The following is a 19,675-nucleotide window of genomic DNA, read 5'->3' on the forward strand; positions in this document are numbered from 1 at the left end:
AAAAGGTGGAGGGATATATACAACAGCGAAAAACAGAAATGCTGCAATTAATTGAAAAACTTGTCAATATTGATAGTGGTTCATATGTAAAGAAAGGGATAGATGAAATCGGGAGAATTCTACAGAAAAAATACGAAGAAATTGGATTTGTTGTAGAGGTGAAAACAGAAGCAAAATACGGCAACCACCTTGTTATTCGACATGAGCATAGTCTGCACCCCAAAATTATACTGGTAGCCCATATGGATACGGTTTTTCCTGAAGGTACGGTGAAGAAGCGCCCGTTTCAAATGAAAGGAAGCAGAGCTTATGGACCTGGTGTCGTTGATATGAAGTCGAGTTTAGTTGAGCTTTTATATGCTATGAAAGCATTAGTACACTGTGGGTCAAATGCCTGTGAGAACGTGCAAATTATCTTAAATGGTGATGAGGAAATTGGTTCACCATCATCGCGTGAATTAATAGAGGAACAATCGATGGGAAAAGAATATGCACTTATTATGGAGCCGGCAAGAAAAGATGGTTCACTTGTGACAGCAAGAAGAGGCGGGGGAAGATATAAGCTAATTATTAAAGGCAAAGCCGCCCATTCAGGTATTGAGCCAGAAAAGGGAAGGAGTGCGATTGAAGAACTAGCTTATAAAATCATCCAGCTGCATAATTTAACAAATCATGAACAGGGCATTAGTGTTAACGTAGGCATCATTTCTGGTGGTTCTTCTGTTAATACCATTTCTGATAATGCCGTCGCTCATATTGATATTCGCATCACTGAGAAAGAACAAGCACAAGAATTAGAAAAGAAGATTAAAAGAATATGTGCCAATACAGAAGTGAGAGGAACGGAAATTCAATTAGAAGGGGCAATTAGCAGACCACCAATGGAATACAACGAGCAAACAGAAAAGCTATTACACATTATTCAAGAAGTAGGCGAAGAAATTGGTCTTCATGTCCATAATACTGCAACGGGTGGGGGTGGCGATGCCTCTTTCACTTCAGCAACGGGTGTGCCTACAGTTGATGGTCTAGGTCCAGTTGGTGGGAATGCTCATAGTAAAGAGGAGTATATTGAAATTGACACATTAACAGAAAGAACCATTCTTCTTGCAAAGACAATTGAGCGTTTGTCCCGATGATTTTTTTGGAAGCTACCACTCGTTTGGTAGCTTTCATTATGGAGTTGTGAGGTCATATCCTAAAGGTCATTCAGAAGTATAAGTTGTAAATTTTTTGTATCAATTATTACAGGAAAGTAATTTTCTTCTCTATATGTATACATTTTTACTTGAAGGGACCTTAAAATTTGTAGGTGATGGCCTTTCTATACTAAACTACTCTAAAGCGAACATCATAAAGTTATGTTGTTCCTTCAAATGAGGTGATTAGAATGGAATTTAATCAGCTAGCGAGCAGTGTAGTAATTGAAATGGTAGAGGGACGCCCCTCTTTAAGATCATATAGTGACCAGCTAGAACTGATTGGTGTTGGAAGAAGCGCTTTTGTTTTCAAAATTACGAAGCAAGCGATTGCTATAAAAGTATACTTCCCACAAATGGAAGATATCGCAAAGGTGGAAGCGGCAAATTATCAACGAATTCAAGGTAATCCCTATTATCCACATCTTTATGATTATGGTGATTCTTATATTGTCATCGACTATATAGAAGGCTTTACGCTCTTCCAATGCTTAGAGAAAGGTATTCATATAAAAACTGAACATATAGAGTCTGTCCAATTAGCCTTACGTTCAGCTATAGAAGCAGGCCTGAAGCCGTCAGATATCCATTTGCGCAACATTATGATTGATCGAAACGGTAATATAAAACTGATTGATATTGCTCGTTTTAATTCGAAAAACATCGATAAACAATGGACAGACTTACAGAATGCGTACTACCGATATTACGCCAACAAATGGTTCCCGAAGAAAATCCCTACAGTCATCTTGAATTTCATAGCCGACATATATAAAAAGAGATTCCTTCCAATGTCTGTGAGAAAAGTAATCTTTCAGGATAAAAATGGGATACATGTATAATAGAATGATAAAATCAAACATGAACAACTCTTGTATAAAAAGGAGTGTTCATGTTTTTTTGTTGTTTTAGACAGTGAGATTGATTTTGGAGTCATAGGGGATACCTGAAGCCCAAGCAAAACCAAGTGAAATTGAAAGCTATGAAAAGAAATTGTTAGATCTGTAAACAGTGTAATGTCTAAGACTATGTATGTTGATGAAAATAAAGTTGAGATGAGCAAAACAGAACAGTCAGGTGAATTGAAGACGGAATCTTTTTAAGATGCGATATCATACAAAGGAACTGTTAAGGAGTAAAATATGATGATGAAGTTGAATATTCAGTTTCCTTCAAATCTGTTAAGATGAACAATGAAGATGTCGTAGAAGATGTTGACTCATTGAATATAGATTTGCAGTAGACAGGGAATATAAAAGTGTTTTTCGAATGAAGCGGAAATATGGATGAAAACCATATGGTTGCATCCAAAGTTTGGGCTATTGCTCAATAGTATAAAAAAAGACATTAGTGAAGAAGTCCATGTTTATGAACATGCTTCTACAGAAGAAGTATTAAGCTCATTTAACGAACAATGTGTAAGCTAGGGTTTAAGTACAGTTGGATAAGATAAATTTGACGATCAAATGATAGCTAAAGCAAGTTTAGGCGAAAGATGGGATTGTACTCAGTCTTGTGTAGCGTCTAAAGTGTTTGTATTTATAGCAATTGTTGGTGTTGTGGAGTTGCTTGTACAGTTGGTGTTCCGGCTACAGCAGGAACAGCTTGCTATGCATGTATAAACACTGCTGGTATTCTCGGAGCTACAACAGTTCTTAACTGTTTCCAAGATTGTAGTTGATTCACTAAACAGTTAGGGTGATAAGAATGATGAAAATTATGTTTTTGCTTGGAGCATTCAGTGTAGGCCTATTTGCATTCTTAGATAAGCATTTTTGGGGCTTGATGCTTGGGCTTGCATTCTTTTTTATTGGTTTATATTTCATTAAGCCGCGCTTTAAAAAAATGAATGATTAACGTAAGTGCTAATTGGGGTTCTGGTGTCAAAACGCATGTATCTATACACTTACGAGGCAGGTAGTGATGTTTTAATGTATAAATGCTATTATTAAATTGATTTAAAGGATTGAAGGAGCATTACTTATGTGTTGTGCATGTTTTCCAGTTGTGAAAGAACACTCTATCTTAAATTGAAAAATAAACAATAGATAGAGGGGTTTATATGTTATTTCAAAAAAAATTAATTGAGCGTGTTAAAAATAAATGTGAGTTAGACAATCATATAGCTTCTGCACTGATGTACGGCTCTTTTACCAAAGGTGAAGGTGATCAATATTCTGATGTTGAGTTTTATATCTTCATTAAAAATCACATGAACGCTAATTTTGATTCAAATACTTGGATTAAAGAATTATTTCCAGTCGAATTAATATTCTTCAATGAATACGGTACGCAAGTAGCCATATTTAGTAACCTTGTGCGTGGAGAATTTCACTTTCTACCTGAACAAAAGATGGGTGTCATTAAAGACTTTAAACCTACAGGGGTATTTCCAAATCCAGAGAAAATGTTTATTTATGATAGCACCAATAAACTGTTTCCTCTTTTAGAATACCTTAATGAAGACGATCCAATAAGAAAAACAGATGAAAATATAAATTTTGCTTTTAATAGTTTTGTTAATTATTGGATATTCGGTATTAATGTGCTAAAAAGAGGGGAATATGCTCGATCACTAGAAATTCTCAATGGTGTTCAAAAACAAATTTTACAACTCATGAGAATACAAGAAGATACTGTAGAACGTTGGCTAAATGCCACTAAAAATCTTGAAAAAGACTTGAGTAAACGTTCATATGAAAAATTTAGGGCGATTACTGCTAATCTTAATGAGAAAAGTATAAAACAAGCATATACTAATTCAATTGTATTAGCCGAGAGTTTACACGTAGACTTATCAAAAGAGTATACAGTAGGAATTGAACAACAACTACTATCCAAGCTTCATACACTTTTAATAGATTAATTTAGTGAGCTTCCTAAACATTAGGGAGCTCCTTTTGTATTTATTCAAATAAAGGGGCAGTAGTTGAACCTGAAGTAAAACAACTTTCACAAGTCTTACTCCCTATTCTTGGTGGCATAATTGGCTATGGGATATTCATGTTTAGCTATTTCATATTCCAAAAACATAGGACGGTAAGGAATAAAAATTTATTGTTTTTCAATAAATAATGAGGTAAGATAGGCATAATTAGAATTAGTGAGGTGTGTTTATGAGACAAGGGAAAGTGCTTTTTTTAAAAGTGGTGATTGTGATTCTTGGCTTGATTGTGTTAGGGATCTGCATCGGCTTGCCTTTTTTAGCAAAAGAAACAGCAGAGCTGAATCCAGCATATGCTTATTTAAAATATCCCGTATTATTTGGAATGTACCTAACTGCAATCCCGTTCTATTTTACTTTGTATCAAGGATCTAAGCTGTTAAGATATATTAGTGTTAATGAAAGTTTTTCTGAGCATTCCGTAGCTGCACTAAGAGCGATTAAATATTCCTGTGCTAGTATTAGTGTAATCTATCTAATTGGTATGATATTTTTATTTACGCAAGATGCCCTTCATCCAGGAGTGGCTTTGATGGGATTTGCTATTATATTTGTAACAACGATTCTTTCGATTTTTTCCGCAGTCCTTCAAGAACTTTTATATAATGTATTAAAAATAAAGTCAGAAAATGATTTGACCATCTGAGGTGAGAATGTGGCCATTATCGTCAATATCGATGTAATGTTAGCAAAAAGAAAAATGAGTGTAACAGAATTATCAGAACGAGTAGGCATCACGATGGCGAATTTGTCCATTCTAAAAAATAGTAAAGCAAAAGCAGTAAGGTTCTCCACGTTAGAAGCAATTTGTAAAGCATTAGATTGCCAGCCTGGTGATATACTTGAATATCAAGAAGATAAACAGACCGATTCTGCTACATAACTCAACTATCACAAGCGACTTTTCTTAAGGAAAGTCGTTTTTTTAAAATAAGAAAATGTAAAGTTACCTTGACGTTAAGTTAGCTTTACTATAAAATGGCTATAATTAGGAGTGGTACATATGGAGAATCGTTTAATGCACTATAGAAAAGAGTTTGGTTATTCCCAAGATCGTTTAGCTTCCACTTTAGGCGTTTCAAGGCAAACAATTATTTCAATTGAAAAAGGAAAATATAACCCCTCCTTACCACTCGCCTTTGAAATTGCTCATTTATTTCAAGCAAAGATAGAAGATATTTTTATATATGAAAAGCCATTGAAAGGAGAGGAGTAAAATGGAAGGTTCAAGAAGAATATTTATTGTTATTGGATCTTTTCATCTCATCATTTCGCTATTTTTACTGACTGTATCGATTTTAGCGACAGAACTGACCATGACTTTCTTGATGCCCCTTGCGATCGCAATTATGTGCTATTGTTTAGGTTATTTATATCCAGAATGGAAGCAAAAGGATGAACGAATGCGTTTAATCCGGACAAAGGGGTTATCAGCTTCTTTTATCGCTCTTTTGCTATACTATTTTGTTTTTAGCGGATTATTGCAATTCAGTGTCATCAGTATAACAGCCATACAATTGTTAAACTTGCTAGGTGCCCTAATGATTATCACCGTTTTTCTAAGCTTTGTTATTTTTGCAAAAATCTATTAATCAATGAAAGTGGTGAAACGATGAATGTCTTTTTCCCGTTTCTCGTCTTTATGATTGCCTTCCTCTCAATCGCATTTTTAATTAGAAAAGATAAAAACGAGCAAAAGAAATTAACGAAGAGGGGCTGGGTGAAATTCGGTTTATTATTAGCTGTTGTTTTTGTTCTTGTTGCTTCCTTTGTTCTTAAGTGAGTCACAAACCTCATTTGCGAAGCGCTCATTCTCTTTTCTCATCTTAAGTGACTCACAAACTTCATTTGCGAGGCGCTCAGTTCCTTTTCTCTTACTGAGAGACTCGCAAACTTCATTTGCGAAGCGCTCATTCTCTTTTCTCATCTTAAGTGACTCACAAACTTCATTTGCGAGGCGCTCAGTTCCTTTTCTCTTACTGAGAGACTCACAAACTTCATTTGCGAGGCGCTCATTCTCTTTTCTCACCTTGAGAGACTCGCAAACCTCATTTGCGAAGCGCTCATTTTCTTTTCTCCTACTGAGAGACTCACAAACCTCATTTGCGAAGCGCTCATTCTCTTTTCTCACCTTGAGCGCCTCACAGACTTCATTTGCGAAGCGCTCATTCTCTTTTCTCATCTTGAGAGACCCGCAAACCTCATTTGCGAAGCGCTCAGTTTCTTTTCTCACCTTGAGAGACTCGAAAACCTCATTTGTGAAGCGGTCAGTCCTTTTCTCATCTTGAGAGACCCGCAAACCTCATTTGCGAAGCGCTCATTCTCTTTTCTCACCTTGAGAGACTCACAAACTTCATTTGCGAAGCGGTCAGTTCCTTTTCTCAACTTGGTTTCGAACTAAAGAAGTGTGACTGTCTCCTAAACACTCAATGAAAGCCTTAAATGGATGAAATAGATCAATTAGATAATTAGCAGCGATAAAAGATTTTTAGAAATCGGAGCCACAATCAATTTTCATAGTGTACTATTATATTATTATTCGATATCAACTGGAGGTAAGAATGAAAAAAACAGCGGTTGTATGATATCCGCAGTTCAGTGAATACGAATTAAGTGTGGTGCAATCTGTGTTAATGCAAGGAAATAAACAGATTATCACTGTGGGAGTGAGCGAGGAACCGGTTCGAGGTGAAGCTGGATTAGTGTGTGTTCTGGATATATCTATTGTTTTAGAAGAAAAGCGGTTACTACAATTGATTAAAACAAGCTTTTTAAACATGACTATAAAATTGGGAGCATTTCAAGTTCTCCTCATTTATTGGCATCGGCAGGTGGGCTGAAGCGGAAAAATTATATAGTCGGTTTACCGCTTGAATATCTAGAAAATTCTGATGTGTTTAATGAAACGAAATTTATCGCAAACGGATTAATATAGGATGGGTCGTTATTAACGCCAAAGGCTCAAGTTTCAACACATGCGGTTTACTTTTCGGTTCTATGTTAGGTCTAACCTTTAATGAAAGGTGGTATGGTAATGGAAGGTTTTCCTGAATTAGAAACAAGTCGTTTAAAATTATTAGAAGTAAAAGAAGTATATGCTTGGGAATATTATGCGGTTTTATCGAATGAAAAAATGACGAGATATTATGGTATGGATACTTTGACGGATTATAACCAAGCAGTAAATATGATTAAACTCATGAAGGAGACTTTTCAGAAGCAGCGGGGAATCAGATGGGCAATCGTACTGAAAGATTCTGAGAAACTAATTGGTACAGTTGGCCTTAACTTATTGAATAGAGGTCAGTCTAGAGCAGAAATCGGTTATGAGCTCCATCCAGATTTTTGGAGAAAAGGGATAGCAAGTGAGACTCTAGAAAAGGTATTACAATACACATTTGAAACATTACAATTAAATCGTGTTGGTGCAATTACTTTTCCTCAAAATAAAGCTTCGATTGAATTGCTTAATCGTTTCAGATTTCAGCAAGAAGGCATACTGAGACAATATCTCTATCAGAATGGAGAGTCACATGATGCTTGTATTTTTTCCTTATTAAAAAATGAATGGATGACAAGATAATATGAAACTACAAATGTTGACCCACCAAGACATTGATGGCATCATTCGACTATCACAATCTGTTGGCTGGGATTATGATCAAGCTGAAGTAACGACTATTTTAAATTCAAGTAAGGTTTTTGGACATAAAAATGAAGCTAATGAGGTAGTGTCGTCTGCAGCAATTATTCCATACGGGGAGAAGGCTGCTTCGATTGGTATGGTGATTGTTCATGAGGAGTACCGAGGAAAGGGGTTAGCAAGGGCCTTAATGAAGGAATGTATTGGCCAAGTAGATGAGCAAACAATCATTCAATTAATCGCAACTGCCAATGGGCGGCCGGTGTATGAAAAAATCGGTTTCCACATGGCAGGGGCAGTAAAGAAATTGATTGCGCCAACTCATTTTTTAAACAATCATAAGCTTATATCCTCGCCACAAGTGGTGCCATTTCAGCAAAAGGATTTTCAAGAAGTGGTTGCCCTAGATGAGAAAGCCTTTGGTGCTAATCGAACACAGTTCCTCTCGGAGAGAATTAGACAAAGTAAAGATTGCTTAATCCTTAAAAGTAAGGAAGGAAAGATAACCGGGTACGGTCTTTCAATTTTTGGTCCAGTTTATACGATTCTTGGCCCAATCATTGCACCAGATACCCACTCAGCATTTCAAATCATCAGTCAGCTTAAGAAAAGAGAAGGAAATGGCGTAAGGATAGATATTTTATCACAACAAAACGAGCTGCAGGAATTGCTAGTAGCAGCCGGTTTTGAGTTGATTAATGAGCCACCAATGATGATGTTACATTCAAATAAGATACCAACAAGAACGGATCAACTATTTGCCATTGCCTCGCAGGCTTTTGGATAAATAATTTAGGTTATTCTTTCTTTTCCTTTTCCTTCAATAACGCAATCATTTCTTCATGCAATTCATTAGATTTAGCTAATTTACGTTCTATAGAAAATAAAGTAGCCATGACAAAGATAAATCCTATTACGGCAATGAACATATGGATTACTCCTTTTTTACACCTATTTTATAATGGGACAAGTTTAGATATATAGTGAAAAAGGTAGGATTTGTAAGGAGTTATTGCTTTTTAATCCCAGCAGCATAGAATGGCCCATTCAGGGTAATGGTGGATAATATATGAGCTATTTCTTCAGGTGTTTCATTCTTATCCCCAAGTAACCATTGTTGCAGGACACCAATATGTGCTGAAGCGATATAAGATATTAAGTATTCCCTTGGAACAAGTAGTTGATCTTCTTTAATCAGTGGCCCATTGGGGTCATCGAATAGCTTTTTGAACATAAATTTTTTTACCTTTGTTTGGAAAGAAAGATCACCTTTTGGTCCTAAAATGGCTTTCAGAAAGTCTTTATGGTTTTCAATGTATTGGAAAATACCTATGATTAGTGAAAACGAACCACCAGGGTATTGATTGACTTGTTCATATACTTTAGGGATGTTTTTCTGAGCAATCTCAGATAATCCAAGCATAATTTCTTCCTGACATTTATTCATCAAATCGTATTTATCCTCATAATGTGCATAAAAGGTTCCTCTATTGATTCCGGCTCTTGTTGTAATATCTTTCACTGTTACTGCTTCAAAACCCTTTTCTTCAATTAATTCCGCGATTGCTTTTCGAATAGCTTGTCTTGTGCGTGTTACCCGTAAATCTTGATTCTTTGTCAAAAAAATCCCTCCATAAGCGACAGATTATAAGAATATGTTCCATAAAGAACAGATTCTCTCTTTTTGATTATTGAATGGCCAACCTCTTGATATTTATAATTATAACCAACAACGTGTTGTTTAATATTATATCTTAAAAAGGAAGGCGACCATATGAAAATTTTTAAAGATAAATTAACATTGGCTACACCCATTCTCGCCTTTGTTATAATGTTTATCTTTTCACTGACGTTATTTCCAACAGTTAATCCCACACCTGAAAACTTACCTGTTGCGATAGTCAATGAGGATGAAGGGATGGAAGTAAATAATCAAGGATCTATCAATATAGGGGAGACGATGGTTGAAAACATCAGGGAAGCGGGTAGTAGTACAGATGATGATGAAGCTGCAGTGAAGTGGGTCGAGGTTAAGAACAAGGAAAAAGTAGTAGAAGGTCTCGATAACCAAGAATATTATGCTGCTCTTGTCATACCAAAAGATTTCAGTGAAAAACAAGCTTCATTAAAAACAAATCATCCAGCAAATCCTGAAATCGATATCATCATTAATCAAGGGATGAATGCCGCTGCCTCCTCTATGGCTAATCAAATGCTTAATCAAATGGTTGATCAATTAAATCAGCAGTTACGTGCGCAAATTTTTGCGGAGTTAAAAACGGCAGATACAGCTGTTTCTGTTTCACAAGCAGAGGTGTTAGCTGAACCGATTGCAGTGAATCATCAGAACGTGAATGAGGTTGGAGAAAACAGCGCAAATGGTAATGCACCAGTGTCTTTATTCCAGCCACTTTGGATTGCAGTCATGGCAATTGCAACAATTTTGTTTATTGCTGTGAACAAAATGACCGTACATTCACGTAAAGAAAACATTACTATAAAAGTGGGCCAAATTGTAATTGGTCTGTTTGCTTCTTTAATCATTGGATTTGGTCTGCCATGGTTAGCGGAAGACTTAGTTGGTATGAACATTCCATCATTTATGGACACGGCGTTATTTTTATCAGCTACATCCTTCTGTTTCTTTTTAATGATCTTAGCTGTTTTATCTTTGTTAGGCATTAAGGGTATTGCTATTTTCGCGCTTCTATTATTCTTTGGCGCCCCATTATTATCTATGGCTCCTGAGATGATGTCTTCATTCCATCAAACTTGGATCTATTCTTGGTTACCAATTAGATTTCTAGTAGAAGGATTGAGGGAGTTATTCTATTTTGGGCAATCGTTCTCATGGGATTTGATTTCCGTCCAGTTTTGGATTGGTTTAGTCAGTATAATAGTGATTTTCTTAACAGCACTAAAGTTGAAGCCCAAAAAATAGTGAGATGAGGGAGTACTTGTGAATAATCAAGTGTTAATTGTAGGCGCAGGTCCGACCGGGTTAGCTTTAGCATTAGGCCTTACTAAACAAAACATTCCATGTAAAATTATCGATAAGAATAAGGGGCCTGGTGAGGAATCGAGAGCAATGGTCGTTCAGGCAAGGATTCTTGAATTTTACGAACAACTTGGTATTGCTGATAATGTTATTGATAGAGGAATTAAAATTAAACATTTACAATTCTTCAAAAATGTCAAACGTAAAGCAAAATTAAATGTGGAAAACATGGGGGAAGGGCAAAGCCCCTTTCCATATATTTTAAGCTTGCCGCAAGATGAACATGAAAAGGTACTCATTGAGTTACTTGCTGAACATGGTGTGGAAGTAGAATGGCAAACCAAACTAGAATCTTTCACGGATGGTGAAAATGAGGTATGTACTCTTCTGAATAAGGAAGGACAGAAGTCAGATGAAGTGTTTCAATATGTTTGCGGTTGTGATGGCTCGCATAGTACAGTGCGAAAGGCTTTAGGTTTTGATTTTATTGGAGGTTCCTATGAACAACTCTTTTATGTGGCAGATGTCTATTGTGAATCAAATGAAACAAACGGTTTTCAGATGCGATTATTTGACGAAGGATTTTGTATTATTTTTCCTATTCGTACAACCGGTTCATTTCGTTTAATTGGTATTGTTCCAGAACTATTGCAAGAGAAGGACGGATTACAATTTTCCGATATAGCTCCGTATTTACAAGAAAAGTTGTCTATAGTGATAACAAAAGTAAACTGGTTTTCCACTTACAAAGTCCATCATCGTATGAGTGAGCATTTTCGTAAAGGGAGGATATTTATTGCTGGTGATGCCGGTCATGTTCATAGCCCCGCAGGTGGACAGGGAATGAACACAGGTATTGGTGATGCGATCAATCTTTCCTGGAAATTGGGTGCTGTCATTGATGGAAGAATGGATTCGTCTGTTCTTGACTCGTATGAAGAGGAGAGAATGGCTTTTGCGAAAACATTAGTCTCAACCACTGACCGCTTATTCTCCATCATGGTCGGAAAAGGCAGGTGGAATCAGATGATACGAAGTATTGTGCTACCTACGCTCATTCCTAAATTAACGAAGTTTACTACTGTTAGAAATATGTTATTCAAAGTGGTTTCACAAATACGGATTCATTATCGTGATTCTATGCTTTCAACTGGCGAAATTGGAAAAGTAGCTGCTGGGGATCGCCTACCATGGGTGGCATTTACTACTGGTACTAACTATGATCTGTTACAGTCTTTTAACTGGAAAATTCATGTATATGGAGATGTAATATTTAACACAAAGTCTGTTGATATACCTATTACTTTTTTTCCATATTCAAAGATTGTGGAAAAAGCCGGTATAAAAGAGGGGACAATCCTTCTGATTCGTCCTGATTGTCATGTGGCAGTAGCTTGTGAAGAGGGAGTCAATGAAATCAACGCATACGTTAAAAAATGGCATGTGAGAATCTGATTCCTCGAGGTAAAGTTTTTATTGAAAATAGTATAGCCCCTAACGCTTTTAAAAGGTGAGGGGCTATAGTGAGTTTTGTTATATCATTGTTATACCCCTTTTCCAGCAACAAATTCAAAAGTGCTGACCACTTCTATATTTACAATAATTGGCTTCGCTCGCTTAATTAGGTTTTGAAAAACCTCTAGTGTAAGTGACTCTTCGTGGGCCTCTTTACTCGACCACACTTCATATACATAAACGATATTTTCTTCTTTTTTTGCCGTATTAATAAGATAAATTTGACAAGGCTGATGGCGTTCCATTTCTTCAGATGCTTGTAATAGAAGATTAACTAATACATCACCTTGGTTATCTTTCATCATAAATTTCGTAAATTGGCTATACTGGTTCATGTATATCCCTCCTAATCGTCTCATACTTCATATAGTTCTGCCTTCATAAAACAAAACCCTTGAAAAGATTGGAAATATATTTGTATTTATCTTTGGGAATTCCTGAGGTTTATGTAGGTAAAAAAGAATCGGAGCAAATGGGGTATTCTTTAAGAAAATGAAACAGATTAAGTACTAATAAGCAAGGAAAGGAGAGGATGAGCAACGTAAAAGGAAAAATCGAGGCTAATAAGAAGTTAGACAATTAAAAAGAGGAACTTGAATCCTTGATTATGATAAAGAGTTTCAGTATCAGGTTTATCCACTAATCAAAAAACTTTCCTTTTATAATCATAGGACAATCCACTATTGCAATGCACCGCTACTTCAAGCAAATTCCCCCTAGATTCCTTCAATAAGAATTCCTTCTCTGAATAGTTTTAACAATATTTTGAATATTAACCAAAAAATTATAATGATAAAATTTCCAGTTGAGAATAGACTGAGAATATTTTTCTAAAACAAAGTCAATAAAACTCTATATTTAAAAGGTTTATTGAATATTATTCCATTTAAATGATATTGATAATCTTTCTCAACTATGATAATCTACTTATTGAAAAATGATATTAATATATTTTATATAAAAGAGAGGGGAAATAGGGAGGATGTTTAAGAAAGTATTAGGTCTTATTAGTCTTGCTGTACTAATGATTATCGCTGGATGCAGCTCTAGTGAGTCATCATCTGAAGGAAAGGCTAGTAGCGAGGGTAAAAATAATGTAGAAGTAGAGGAATTGAAAATCGGGGTCCCAAGTGATGTAGGTCCCTTGAATATTTATACAGGAAACATGGATTGGTTAACAGATCTTGTGTACGATAAATTATTTTCGCCATCCCCTTATGTAGATGAGCCACAACCATGGTTAGCAGAATCAGCAGAGCAGTTAGATGATACAACTTGGCGTGTCAAAATTCGTTCTGGTATTAAGTGGCATGATGGAGAAGACTTTACGGCTGAAGATGTGAAGTTTACATATGAGTACTACCGTGATGGACCACCAAACCGTCACACGCACCATGTAAGTGAAGTGCCAAAGGTTGATACTATTGAGATTTTAGATGATGGGGAAACATTAGAATTCAAATGCGCTTATGCTTGTCCTTCAATGGCAACCATCACATTTGCCGATTTACCAATCTTACCAAAACATATTTGGGAAAATGTTGAGAATCCACGCAAACATACGGATTTAGCTATTGGAACAGGCCCTTTCAAATTAACGGCATATGAACCAGATCAATATTATCAATTTGAGGCAAATACTGATTATTTTATGGGTGCACCGACTGTGAACAAGTTGAGTATGCCAATCATTAAAGATTCAACAGCGATGTTCAATGCTTTGACATCTGGTGAGATTGATACAACGACAAGAACTGTACCAGCTGAATTACAAGAAACTTTACAAAAAACAGACTCTATGAAGTTGGCAAGTACATCGCCGCTATCAATCGTACAATTTGGATTGAATTATGAGATGGAACCATTTAACTCAGAGGAGTTCCGTCAAGCAATCTCTCTTGGCATTGATCGTGAGAGTATTGTCAGTACAGTTCTTTTAGGACAAGGAAGAGCGGGTGAAAAAGGGTATCCGCATCCAGATTCACCATGGACAAATCCTGAATTATCAACACCATTCAATGTAGAAGAAGCTAACAACATGCTAGATGAACTTGGATATGAAGATAGCAATAATGATGGCTATCGTGAAACACCAGAAGGAGAAAACTTAAAACTTGATATTAGTGTTTCTTCTGCAGAGCCATTATATATCCGTACAGCGGAAATGTTACAAACTCAAATGAAAGAAATCGGCATTCAGTTCGAAGTGAAAACAATGGATCCAACAACTTATACAGCGGCTGTATCTGAAGATGACTTTGATTCTTATGTAAGTTTAATTGGTCCTCATGGTGTAGCTGACCCGGATCAGTTCATTATGTCTCATCGATCTTCTTATCTTTGGACGAAAGATCTACCTTATCCAGAAATGGATGAGTTAGTATCGAACTGGATGAACGCGACTACAATCGAAGATCGTAAAGCAATCTCTTTTGATATGCAAACACTATATAATGAGCAACCAACTGCGATTGCCCTTTATTATCCAGAAGAAATCTATGCGTATAACGCCGATGTATATGATCAATATGTTGAGTCTTTAGGCTTTGGTATTATAAATAAATTCAGCTTTTTACCTGAAGAAGCACGTAAAGTTTCCTCCACTACACCAGTGCAAGTAGTAGAGTAAGGAAGTTAGATAGAAATGAAGCATTTGGCGAAGGTGAAAAACAAAATAGGTCAATATATATTAGTGATATTTGTTACTTTAACGATAAATTTTGCTTTGCCACGTCTCGCTCCGGGTGACCCGTTATTATATTTCTTTGGTGAAACAACAATCAATGAATTAACAGCAGAACAAAAACAAGAGGCCCTACATTCATTGGGCCTCGGTGGTTCTTTATGGGAGCAATATTGGACGTACTTAAAAGGCGTTTTCACTTTAGATTTTGGCACTTCAATAAAATATGGTGTCGCGGTAACAGAAGTGTTAGCAGAACGTATTCCATGGACATTATTGTTAGTAGGGACGGCTTTAATTCTTAGTCTTGTAATTGGTGTAAGTGCGGGAGCATATTCGGCATGGAACCGAGGGAAGAAACGTGATTTAACCATATTAACCGGCATGCTGACATTGGAATCTATTCCTGGATTTTGGATCGGGATGATGTTTCTATCGATATTCGCTGTCCAGCTTGGTTGGTTTCCTACTTTCGGAGCGGTTTCAATGGTACAGGATGGTACCACTTGGGGTTATATCAAGGATGTCATCAGCCATGCCATATTACCAGTGATTACGATTACGTTAGCTACAGTCGGCTCTAATTATTTACTCACTCGCTCCAGTATGTTGGAATCATTAGGACAAGATTATATGACCGTGGCTGAAGCGAAGGGAATTAAGAAACGAGCACTCGTATTTAAGCATGCTTTAAGAAATGCTTTGTTACCAATTTACACCCATTTCACATTAAGTGTGGGAACATTACTTGGTGGAGCGGTTGTCATTGAAACGGTCTATTCATACCCTGGGATTGGCCGCTTGTTGTATGAAAGCGTAACGGCTAGAGACTTCCCTATGCTACAAGGTGTCTTTTTACTTGTGACAATGGGTGTCATATTGGCCAATTTAATTGCCGATTTAACGTATCCATTATTTGATCCGCGTGTGCGGAATAGGAAGGAAGAGAAGGGAGAGGAGATCACTCATGCGTAAAACAACAAAGTGGATTGGCTTAACGGGTTTAGTTTTATTCTCAGCCATGTTGGTATTTGCCCTTTTTGGACCTATGCTTATTCCTTACGATGCCTATAAAGCATCTGGACCTCCCTTTCAATCTCCTAATCTTGAACATCTATTAGGTACAAATGATATGGGGCAAGATATATTGGCGGAGTTGGCTGTTGGCGCTAGGACTTCGCTCTTTATTGGTATTGCCTCTGCTATTCTAGCAGTTTTTATCGGTGGTTTAATAGGTGTGTTAGCTGGATATATAGGCGGTAGATTTGAAACAGTAGTATTACGAGTAATAGATATCGTTCTTACCTTACCTTTCCTGCCATTAATGATTGTTGTAGCAGTTTATATGGGAGCTGGGATTTTTACTTTAGTGTTTGTTATTACATTAGTTATGTGGGCAGGTAAAGCGAGACAAATTCGCGCACAAACCCTTTCTATCAAACATACTGGCCCTGTTTTAGCAGCAAAAACAATGGGCGCAAGCCACTTTTATATATTTTATAAACATATTTTACCTGGCGTGGTACCAATTTTTATTCCTCAGTTCGTAACAGGAGTGAATGCAGCTATTTTAATGGAATCGTCTTTAAGCTTTTTAGGAATGGGTGATCCGTTAACAAAGAGTTGGGGAAGTATTTTATTTTATGCGAATAGCCGAAGTGCTTTTTTAACAGAAGCTTGGGTGTGGTGGATTATTCCTCCAGGCGTATGTATCGTGATTGTTGTTTTAGCCTTTTCATTGATGGGCTACTACTTAGAAGAAAGATTCAATCCACGTTTAGGCGATTATTCTGTAAGAGAAAAAAGGAAGAAACAACCTGTCAAAACAAAAGAACATCAATCTTCAAAAGGTATTCTGCTGTCTGTTGAGAGTCTTACAGTTGCATATCCAAAATCAGGTGATTATCGCTCTGTTGTTGATGATGTTAGTTTCGTAGTTAAAAATGGTGAAGTGCTAGGTATTGTTGGTGAGTCAGGAAGTGGCAAGTCAACCATTGCTACAGCGATTATTCAACAATTAAAGAGACCCGCGAAGGAGTCAGCTGAGATTTACTTTGAAGGTAACCTCATACAGCATTTTGATGATGAAGGGCTTAGACAAATACGAGGGAAGGAGATTGGCTATATTGCACAAGCGGCCATGAATGCACTAAATCCGGTTATTCGTATTGATAAGCAGTTGCAAGAAGCCGTCAGAGCCCATTATCAATTAAGTAACAAAGAAATGGATGTGCGTGTTATTGAAGTGTTACAACAGGTTGGTTTGGATGAGAAATGGCGCTTAGCCTATCCGCATGAATTATCAGGTGGAATGAAGCAGAGAGTAATCATCGCGATGGCTTTAATTAATAAGCCCAAACTCGTTATTGCAGATGAACCAACAACAGGACTTGATGTCATTGTCCAGGTAGAGATTGTGCAATTATTACGCAAACTACAAAAAGAGTTAGGTATTTCAATGATTTATATCTCCCATGACCTACCTTCCGTTTTGAGCGTGACGGATCGACTTATGATTATGAAGGAAGGGCGAAAGGTAGAAGAAGGACCATCTGTTGAGTTGTCTAAGTTATCCACGAACCCTTATACGAGAGTGTTAATCGATAGTATACCAACGCTATATCCGAAGAAAGAAACAGTGGAGGTGAGCCGATGAGTGCGGATTTATTACGCATTAATTCTTTAAAGAAATCATTCCATCGTTCATCTTCCTTGCAAACGAAAGTATTATCCGATGTCTCTTTTTCCATGAAGGAAGGGGAAATTGTCGGTTTAATTGGTGCAAGTGGGGCAGGCAAGAGCACGATTGGTCGTATAATAAGTGGCTTAGAAACAGCAGATAGTGGAAAAATCCTTTTTGCTGGTGATGACCTAACTAAAATGAAGACGAAAGTACGTCGTCAATTAGCGAAAGATATTCAAATGGTCTTTCAAGATCCATATGAGGCATTGTCGAGCCGAATGAAGATTCATGAGATTGTTGGAGAGTCCCTACATATTTTACAAATTGAAAAGGGCAATCTTGAGCAAAGAACCCAATTAGTTAAAGAGGCCCTTCGTAGTGTGAATCTCGACCCAGACTATTATATGAATCGTTATCCACATGAATTATCCGGTGGAGAAAGACAAAGAGTGGGGTTAGCAAGAGCATTTGTGTGTAAACCGAAACTGATATTAGCTGACGAGCCGACCTCTATGCTAGATACATCTTTACGCCTGGATTTAATTAGGTTAATGAAAAGGATGAATCAACAAGAAGGTACATCCTATTTATTTATTACACATGATATTGCGTTAACACGTGACTTTTGCGATCGATTGATTGTTCTAAAAAATGGAGAAATCGTTGAAACTGGAGAAACGTTAGATGTCATTATGAATCCAGTACATCCTTATACGAAAACTTTAATAGAAGCCTTATTAATACTAGAAAATCATGGAGGTTAAAAAATGACTATTCAATTTATCTCATTAAACGCTGGTGGTGTTTTTGCCCAAACTCGTTTAGAAAATCAAGATTCAACTGGCTTTACACATGTAGATATTTACCAGTTACCATATACAGACTTCACTCCTTATGCATGTTTAGTTATTGGGGGTATGTGTGATCAGGACTTTTTATTAGAGCATAAGGACATAATTTCATCATTTTTAGATGAGGGGAAAATTGTCATATTCTCAGGCAATCTAGTCACGGATTGGTTACCAGGCGGTCGCCCGTTTGTGCCGAAGGAGATTAAGAGTTTTCAAGATTATGCAGTCAAAATTGAATCAGCTCACCCAATTTTTGAAGGAGTACTAGAGGATGATATGACTTTTAATAAAGGAGTTGCTGGATTTTTTGCTCGCGGTCATCATCCGTTACCAGAAGGGGCAGAGGTGCTTCTTACATTGGATGGAAAAGAACCGATTACATATATCGATCGACAAAGTACAAACGGGACGATTCTTGTTCATGTAGGCTTTGATTTATTCGGCTATATGGGAAGTAATGATCTAGAGAAAACTACGTCACGCATTTCTCCGCAATTAAGAAAATGGGTAGAAGAGGAATATAGTAAAACAATTCAGGGGGTACAATCATGAGAAAGATTGCTGTTGTTTACGGAGGAAGTTCGCAGCACCACCGCACATACAAAACGTCTGAGTTCGCTAAACATTTCCATCAATTAATCCCTATTAGAGAATTAGCAGAGGCATCGTTTGAAGAAATCGATGTTTTGCTCATTCCATCACAAACGCATTTAGGACTCTTAAAGGAAAATGTCGAGAAAATTCATGCTTATGCAGATAATGGTGGGATTGTTGTGACGTTTGGTCCGCAAGGCTTTGATTGGTTACCTAAACATGATTGGGAATTCCGAATTACGAATTTTTGGTGGTGGTTAGAGAAAGATGCGAAAAGCGGTCTTGTATTAGCAGGAGAAAACCATGATCTATTCAAAAATTATTTAACATTATCTGATGCAACATGGCATCAACACGGTGTGTACTGGCCACCCGAAGGCAGTGAAGTATTAGTAGCGACAGAAGATGGTGGAGCGGTATTTTATATTGATAAAGTAAGTTCGAAAGGAACATGGATTAATACGACGCTCGATCCTGATTATCATTACGGTTCTTATTTTATGCCGGCAACAGAACGTTTTTTAAGGGGATTTCTTCCTTGGCTTGAGGAAGGTAAGATTTAATC

23 protein-coding genes are annotated in these 19,675 nt (G+C 36.9%); 19 read left to right on the plus strand and 4 right to left on the minus strand.

All coding sequences use genetic code 11. The features are described from left to right. Positions 1 to 5: 5 nt before the first annotated feature. The 9 genes from MKX78_RS04145 to MKX78_RS04185 all read left to right on the plus strand — a co-directional run bounded on the left by MKX78_RS04145 (position 6) and on the right by MKX78_RS04185 (position 5,735). On the plus strand, positions 6 to 1,139 hold the full coding sequence (locus tag MKX78_RS04145) for a M20 family metallopeptidase (RefSeq protein WP_095370518.1): 1,134 nt from the start codon (positions 6 to 8) through the stop codon (positions 1,137 to 1,139). 251 nt (positions 1,140 to 1,390) lie between these two features. After that, the gene (locus tag MKX78_RS04150) at positions 1,391 to 2,041 is read left to right on the plus strand and encodes a protein kinase family protein (protein WP_180317007.1); all 651 of its coding nucleotides are present in this window, start codon (positions 1,391 to 1,393) and stop codon (positions 2,039 to 2,041) included. Between the two features lie 444 nt (positions 2,042 to 2,485). Next, positions 2,486 to 2,626, plus strand: coding sequence for a hypothetical protein (locus tag MKX78_RS04155; RefSeq protein ID WP_341049922.1), 141 nt, complete (start codon positions 2,486 to 2,488; stop codon positions 2,624 to 2,626). Positions 2,627 to 2,906: 280 nt separating this feature from the next. Beyond that, positions 2,907 to 3,056 (plus strand): hypothetical protein, encoded by a 150-nt coding sequence (locus MKX78_RS04160; protein ID WP_341049924.1) that lies wholly within the window; start codon positions 2,907 to 2,909, stop codon positions 3,054 to 3,056. 205 nt (positions 3,057 to 3,261) lie between these two features. Beyond that, a complete protein-coding gene (locus MKX78_RS04165; RefSeq protein ID WP_341049926.1) occupies positions 3,262 to 4,065 on the plus strand; it encodes a nucleotidyltransferase in 804 nt (267 codons plus the stop codon). A 250-nt stretch (positions 4,066 to 4,315) separates the two neighbouring features. Beyond that, a complete protein-coding gene (locus MKX78_RS04170; protein ID WP_095370516.1) occupies positions 4,316 to 4,789 on the plus strand; it encodes a DUF2975 domain-containing protein in 474 nt (157 codons plus the stop codon). A 9-nt stretch (positions 4,790 to 4,798) separates the two neighbouring features. Further along, entirely contained in the window at positions 4,799 to 5,026 is a 228-nt protein-coding gene (locus MKX78_RS04175; protein WP_095370515.1) for a helix-turn-helix domain-containing protein, read from the plus strand. A 120-nt stretch (positions 5,027 to 5,146) separates the two neighbouring features. Beyond that, complete coding sequence (locus tag MKX78_RS04180; RefSeq protein ID WP_095370514.1) at positions 5,147 to 5,359, plus strand: helix-turn-helix transcriptional regulator; 213 nt, start codon at positions 5,147 to 5,149, stop codon at positions 5,357 to 5,359. Position 5,360: 1 nt separating this feature from the next. Beyond that, positions 5,361 to 5,735 carry a permease gene (locus MKX78_RS04185; protein ID WP_307314954.1) on the plus strand — a complete coding sequence of 125 codons (375 nt, stop codon included), beginning with the start codon at positions 5,361 to 5,363 and terminating at the stop codon, positions 5,733 to 5,735. 146 nt (positions 5,736 to 5,881) lie between these two features. Here the strand turns inward: MKX78_RS04185 and MKX78_RS04190 are convergent, their stop codons facing one another. Further along, on the minus strand, positions 5,882 to 6,325 hold the full coding sequence (locus MKX78_RS04190; RefSeq protein WP_341049928.1) for a hypothetical protein: 444 nt from the start codon (positions 6,323 to 6,325) through the stop codon (positions 5,882 to 5,884). Positions 6,326 to 7,177: 852 nt separating this feature from the next. Between MKX78_RS04190 and MKX78_RS04195 the strand changes: the two genes are divergently transcribed. After that, complete coding sequence (locus MKX78_RS04195) at positions 7,178 to 7,726, plus strand: GNAT family N-acetyltransferase (protein WP_341049931.1); 549 nt, start codon at positions 7,178 to 7,180, stop codon at positions 7,724 to 7,726. Position 7,727: 1 nt separating this feature from the next. Further along, complete coding sequence (locus MKX78_RS04200) at positions 7,728 to 8,573, plus strand: GNAT family N-acetyltransferase (RefSeq protein ID WP_341049932.1); 846 nt, start codon at positions 7,728 to 7,730, stop codon at positions 8,571 to 8,573. A 10-nt stretch (positions 8,574 to 8,583) separates the two neighbouring features. Here the strand turns inward: MKX78_RS04200 and MKX78_RS04205 are convergent, their stop codons facing one another. Together MKX78_RS04205 and MKX78_RS04210 are read right to left on the minus strand one after the other, a co-directional pair. After that, positions 8,584 to 8,715: a hypothetical protein gene (locus tag MKX78_RS04205; RefSeq protein ID WP_267892255.1), complete on the minus strand. Its 132-nt coding sequence runs from the start codon at positions 8,713 to 8,715 to the stop codon at positions 8,584 to 8,586. A gap of 80 nt (positions 8,716 to 8,795) precedes the next feature. Further along, entirely contained in the window at positions 8,796 to 9,407 is a 612-nt protein-coding gene (locus MKX78_RS04210) for a TetR/AcrR family transcriptional regulator (protein ID WP_341049934.1), read from the minus strand. A gap of 159 nt (positions 9,408 to 9,566) precedes the next feature. Between MKX78_RS04210 and MKX78_RS04215 the strand changes: the two genes are divergently transcribed. Together MKX78_RS04215 and MKX78_RS04220 are read left to right on the plus strand one after the other, a co-directional pair. Continuing rightward, on the plus strand, positions 9,567 to 10,727 hold the full coding sequence (locus MKX78_RS04215; protein ID WP_341052706.1) for a YhgE/Pip domain-containing protein: 1,161 nt from the start codon (positions 9,567 to 9,569) through the stop codon (positions 10,725 to 10,727). Between the two features lie 18 nt (positions 10,728 to 10,745). Continuing rightward, positions 10,746 to 12,239 (plus strand): FAD-dependent monooxygenase, encoded by a 1,494-nt coding sequence (locus MKX78_RS04220; RefSeq protein WP_341049936.1) that lies wholly within the window; start codon positions 10,746 to 10,748, stop codon positions 12,237 to 12,239. 89 nt (positions 12,240 to 12,328) lie between these two features. Here MKX78_RS04220 and MKX78_RS04225 read toward each other — a convergent pair whose 3' ends face one another. After that, entirely contained in the window at positions 12,329 to 12,634 is a 306-nt protein-coding gene (locus MKX78_RS04225; RefSeq protein ID WP_341049938.1) for a putative quinol monooxygenase, read from the minus strand. 647 nt (positions 12,635 to 13,281) lie between these two features. Here MKX78_RS04225 and MKX78_RS04230 point away from each other — a divergent pair. The 6 genes from MKX78_RS04230 to MKX78_RS04255 are packed head-to-tail and all read left to right on the plus strand — an operon-like array spanning position 13,282 to position 19,673. Then, a complete protein-coding gene (locus MKX78_RS04230; RefSeq protein WP_341049940.1) occupies positions 13,282 to 14,928 on the plus strand; it encodes an ABC transporter substrate-binding protein in 1,647 nt (548 codons plus the stop codon). A gap of 15 nt (positions 14,929 to 14,943) precedes the next feature. Beyond that, positions 14,944 to 15,957, plus strand: coding sequence for an ABC transporter permease (locus tag MKX78_RS04235; protein ID WP_328198441.1), 1,014 nt, complete (start codon positions 14,944 to 14,946; stop codon positions 15,955 to 15,957). Next, positions 15,950 to 17,638: a dipeptide/oligopeptide/nickel ABC transporter permease/ATP-binding protein gene (locus tag MKX78_RS04240; protein ID WP_341049943.1), complete on the plus strand. Its 1,689-nt coding sequence runs from the start codon at positions 15,950 to 15,952 to the stop codon at positions 17,636 to 17,638. The genes MKX78_RS04235 and MKX78_RS04240 overlap by 8 nt, the downstream gene beginning before the upstream one ends. Beyond that, positions 17,635 to 18,429 carry an ABC transporter ATP-binding protein gene (locus MKX78_RS04245; RefSeq protein WP_341049946.1) on the plus strand — a complete coding sequence of 265 codons (795 nt, stop codon included), beginning with the start codon at positions 17,635 to 17,637 and terminating at the stop codon, positions 18,427 to 18,429. The genes MKX78_RS04240 and MKX78_RS04245 overlap by 4 nt, the downstream gene beginning before the upstream one ends. Positions 18,430 to 18,432: 3 nt before the next feature. Continuing rightward, positions 18,433 to 19,068, plus strand: a complete 636-nt coding sequence (locus MKX78_RS04250; RefSeq protein ID WP_095370502.1) for a phosphate starvation-inducible protein PhoH — start codon at positions 18,433 to 18,435, stop codon at positions 19,066 to 19,068. Next, positions 19,065 to 19,673, plus strand: a complete 609-nt coding sequence (locus tag MKX78_RS04255; RefSeq protein ID WP_095370501.1) for a hypothetical protein — start codon at positions 19,065 to 19,067, stop codon at positions 19,671 to 19,673. The genes MKX78_RS04250 and MKX78_RS04255 overlap by 4 nt, the downstream gene beginning before the upstream one ends. The last annotated feature ends 2 nt before the right edge of the window (positions 19,674 to 19,675 follow it).

Origin of the sequence: Cytobacillus sp. FSL R5-0569 (assembly GCF_038007265.1) — a bacterium.
Taxonomy (GTDB): Bacteria; Bacillota; Bacilli; order Bacillales; family Cytobacillaceae; genus Cytobacillus; species Cytobacillus kochii.

Coding starts and splice junctions, on each gene's coding strand:
- MKX78_RS04170 (WP_095370516.1), top strand. CDS start 4,316: ATGAGACAAGGGAAAGTGCTTTTTTTAAAAGTGGTGATTGTGATTCTT.
- MKX78_RS04250 (WP_095370502.1), top strand. CDS start 18,433: ATGACTATTCAATTTATCTCATTAAACGCTGGTGGTGTTTTTGCCCAA.
- MKX78_RS04240 (WP_341049943.1), top strand. CDS start 15,950: ATGCGTAAAACAACAAAGTGGATTGGCTTAACGGGTTTAGTTTTATTC.
- MKX78_RS04185 (WP_307314954.1), top strand. CDS start 5,361: ATGGAAGGTTCAAGAAGAATATTTATTGTTATTGGATCTTTTCATCTC.
- MKX78_RS04155 (WP_341049922.1), top strand. CDS start 2,486: ATGAAAACCATATGGTTGCATCCAAAGTTTGGGCTATTGCTCAATAGT.
- MKX78_RS04255 (WP_095370501.1), top strand. CDS start 19,065: ATGAGAAAGATTGCTGTTGTTTACGGAGGAAGTTCGCAGCACCACCGC.
- MKX78_RS04235 (WP_328198441.1), top strand. CDS start 14,944: ATGAAGCATTTGGCGAAGGTGAAAAACAAAATAGGTCAATATATATTA.
- MKX78_RS04230 (WP_341049940.1), top strand. CDS start 13,282: ATGTTTAAGAAAGTATTAGGTCTTATTAGTCTTGCTGTACTAATGATT.
- MKX78_RS04200 (WP_341049932.1), top strand. CDS start 7,728: ATGAAACTACAAATGTTGACCCACCAAGACATTGATGGCATCATTCGA.
- MKX78_RS04190 (WP_341049928.1), bottom strand. CDS start 6,325: ATGAGAAAAGAGAATGAGCGCTTCGCAAATGAAGTCTGTGAGGCGCTC.
- MKX78_RS04150 (WP_180317007.1), top strand. CDS start 1,391: ATGGAATTTAATCAGCTAGCGAGCAGTGTAGTAATTGAAATGGTAGAG.
- MKX78_RS04225 (WP_341049938.1), bottom strand. CDS start 12,634: ATGAACCAGTATAGCCAATTTACGAAATTTATGATGAAAGATAACCAA.
- MKX78_RS04205 (WP_267892255.1), bottom strand. CDS start 8,715: ATGTTCATTGCCGTAATAGGATTTATCTTTGTCATGGCTACTTTATTT.
- MKX78_RS04195 (WP_341049931.1), top strand. CDS start 7,178: ATGGAAGGTTTTCCTGAATTAGAAACAAGTCGTTTAAAATTATTAGAA.
- MKX78_RS04160 (WP_341049924.1), top strand. CDS start 2,907: ATGATGAAAATTATGTTTTTGCTTGGAGCATTCAGTGTAGGCCTATTT.
- MKX78_RS04180 (WP_095370514.1), top strand. CDS start 5,147: ATGGAGAATCGTTTAATGCACTATAGAAAAGAGTTTGGTTATTCCCAA.
- MKX78_RS04165 (WP_341049926.1), top strand. CDS start 3,262: ATGTTATTTCAAAAAAAATTAATTGAGCGTGTTAAAAATAAATGTGAG.
- MKX78_RS04245 (WP_341049946.1), top strand. CDS start 17,635: ATGAGTGCGGATTTATTACGCATTAATTCTTTAAAGAAATCATTCCAT.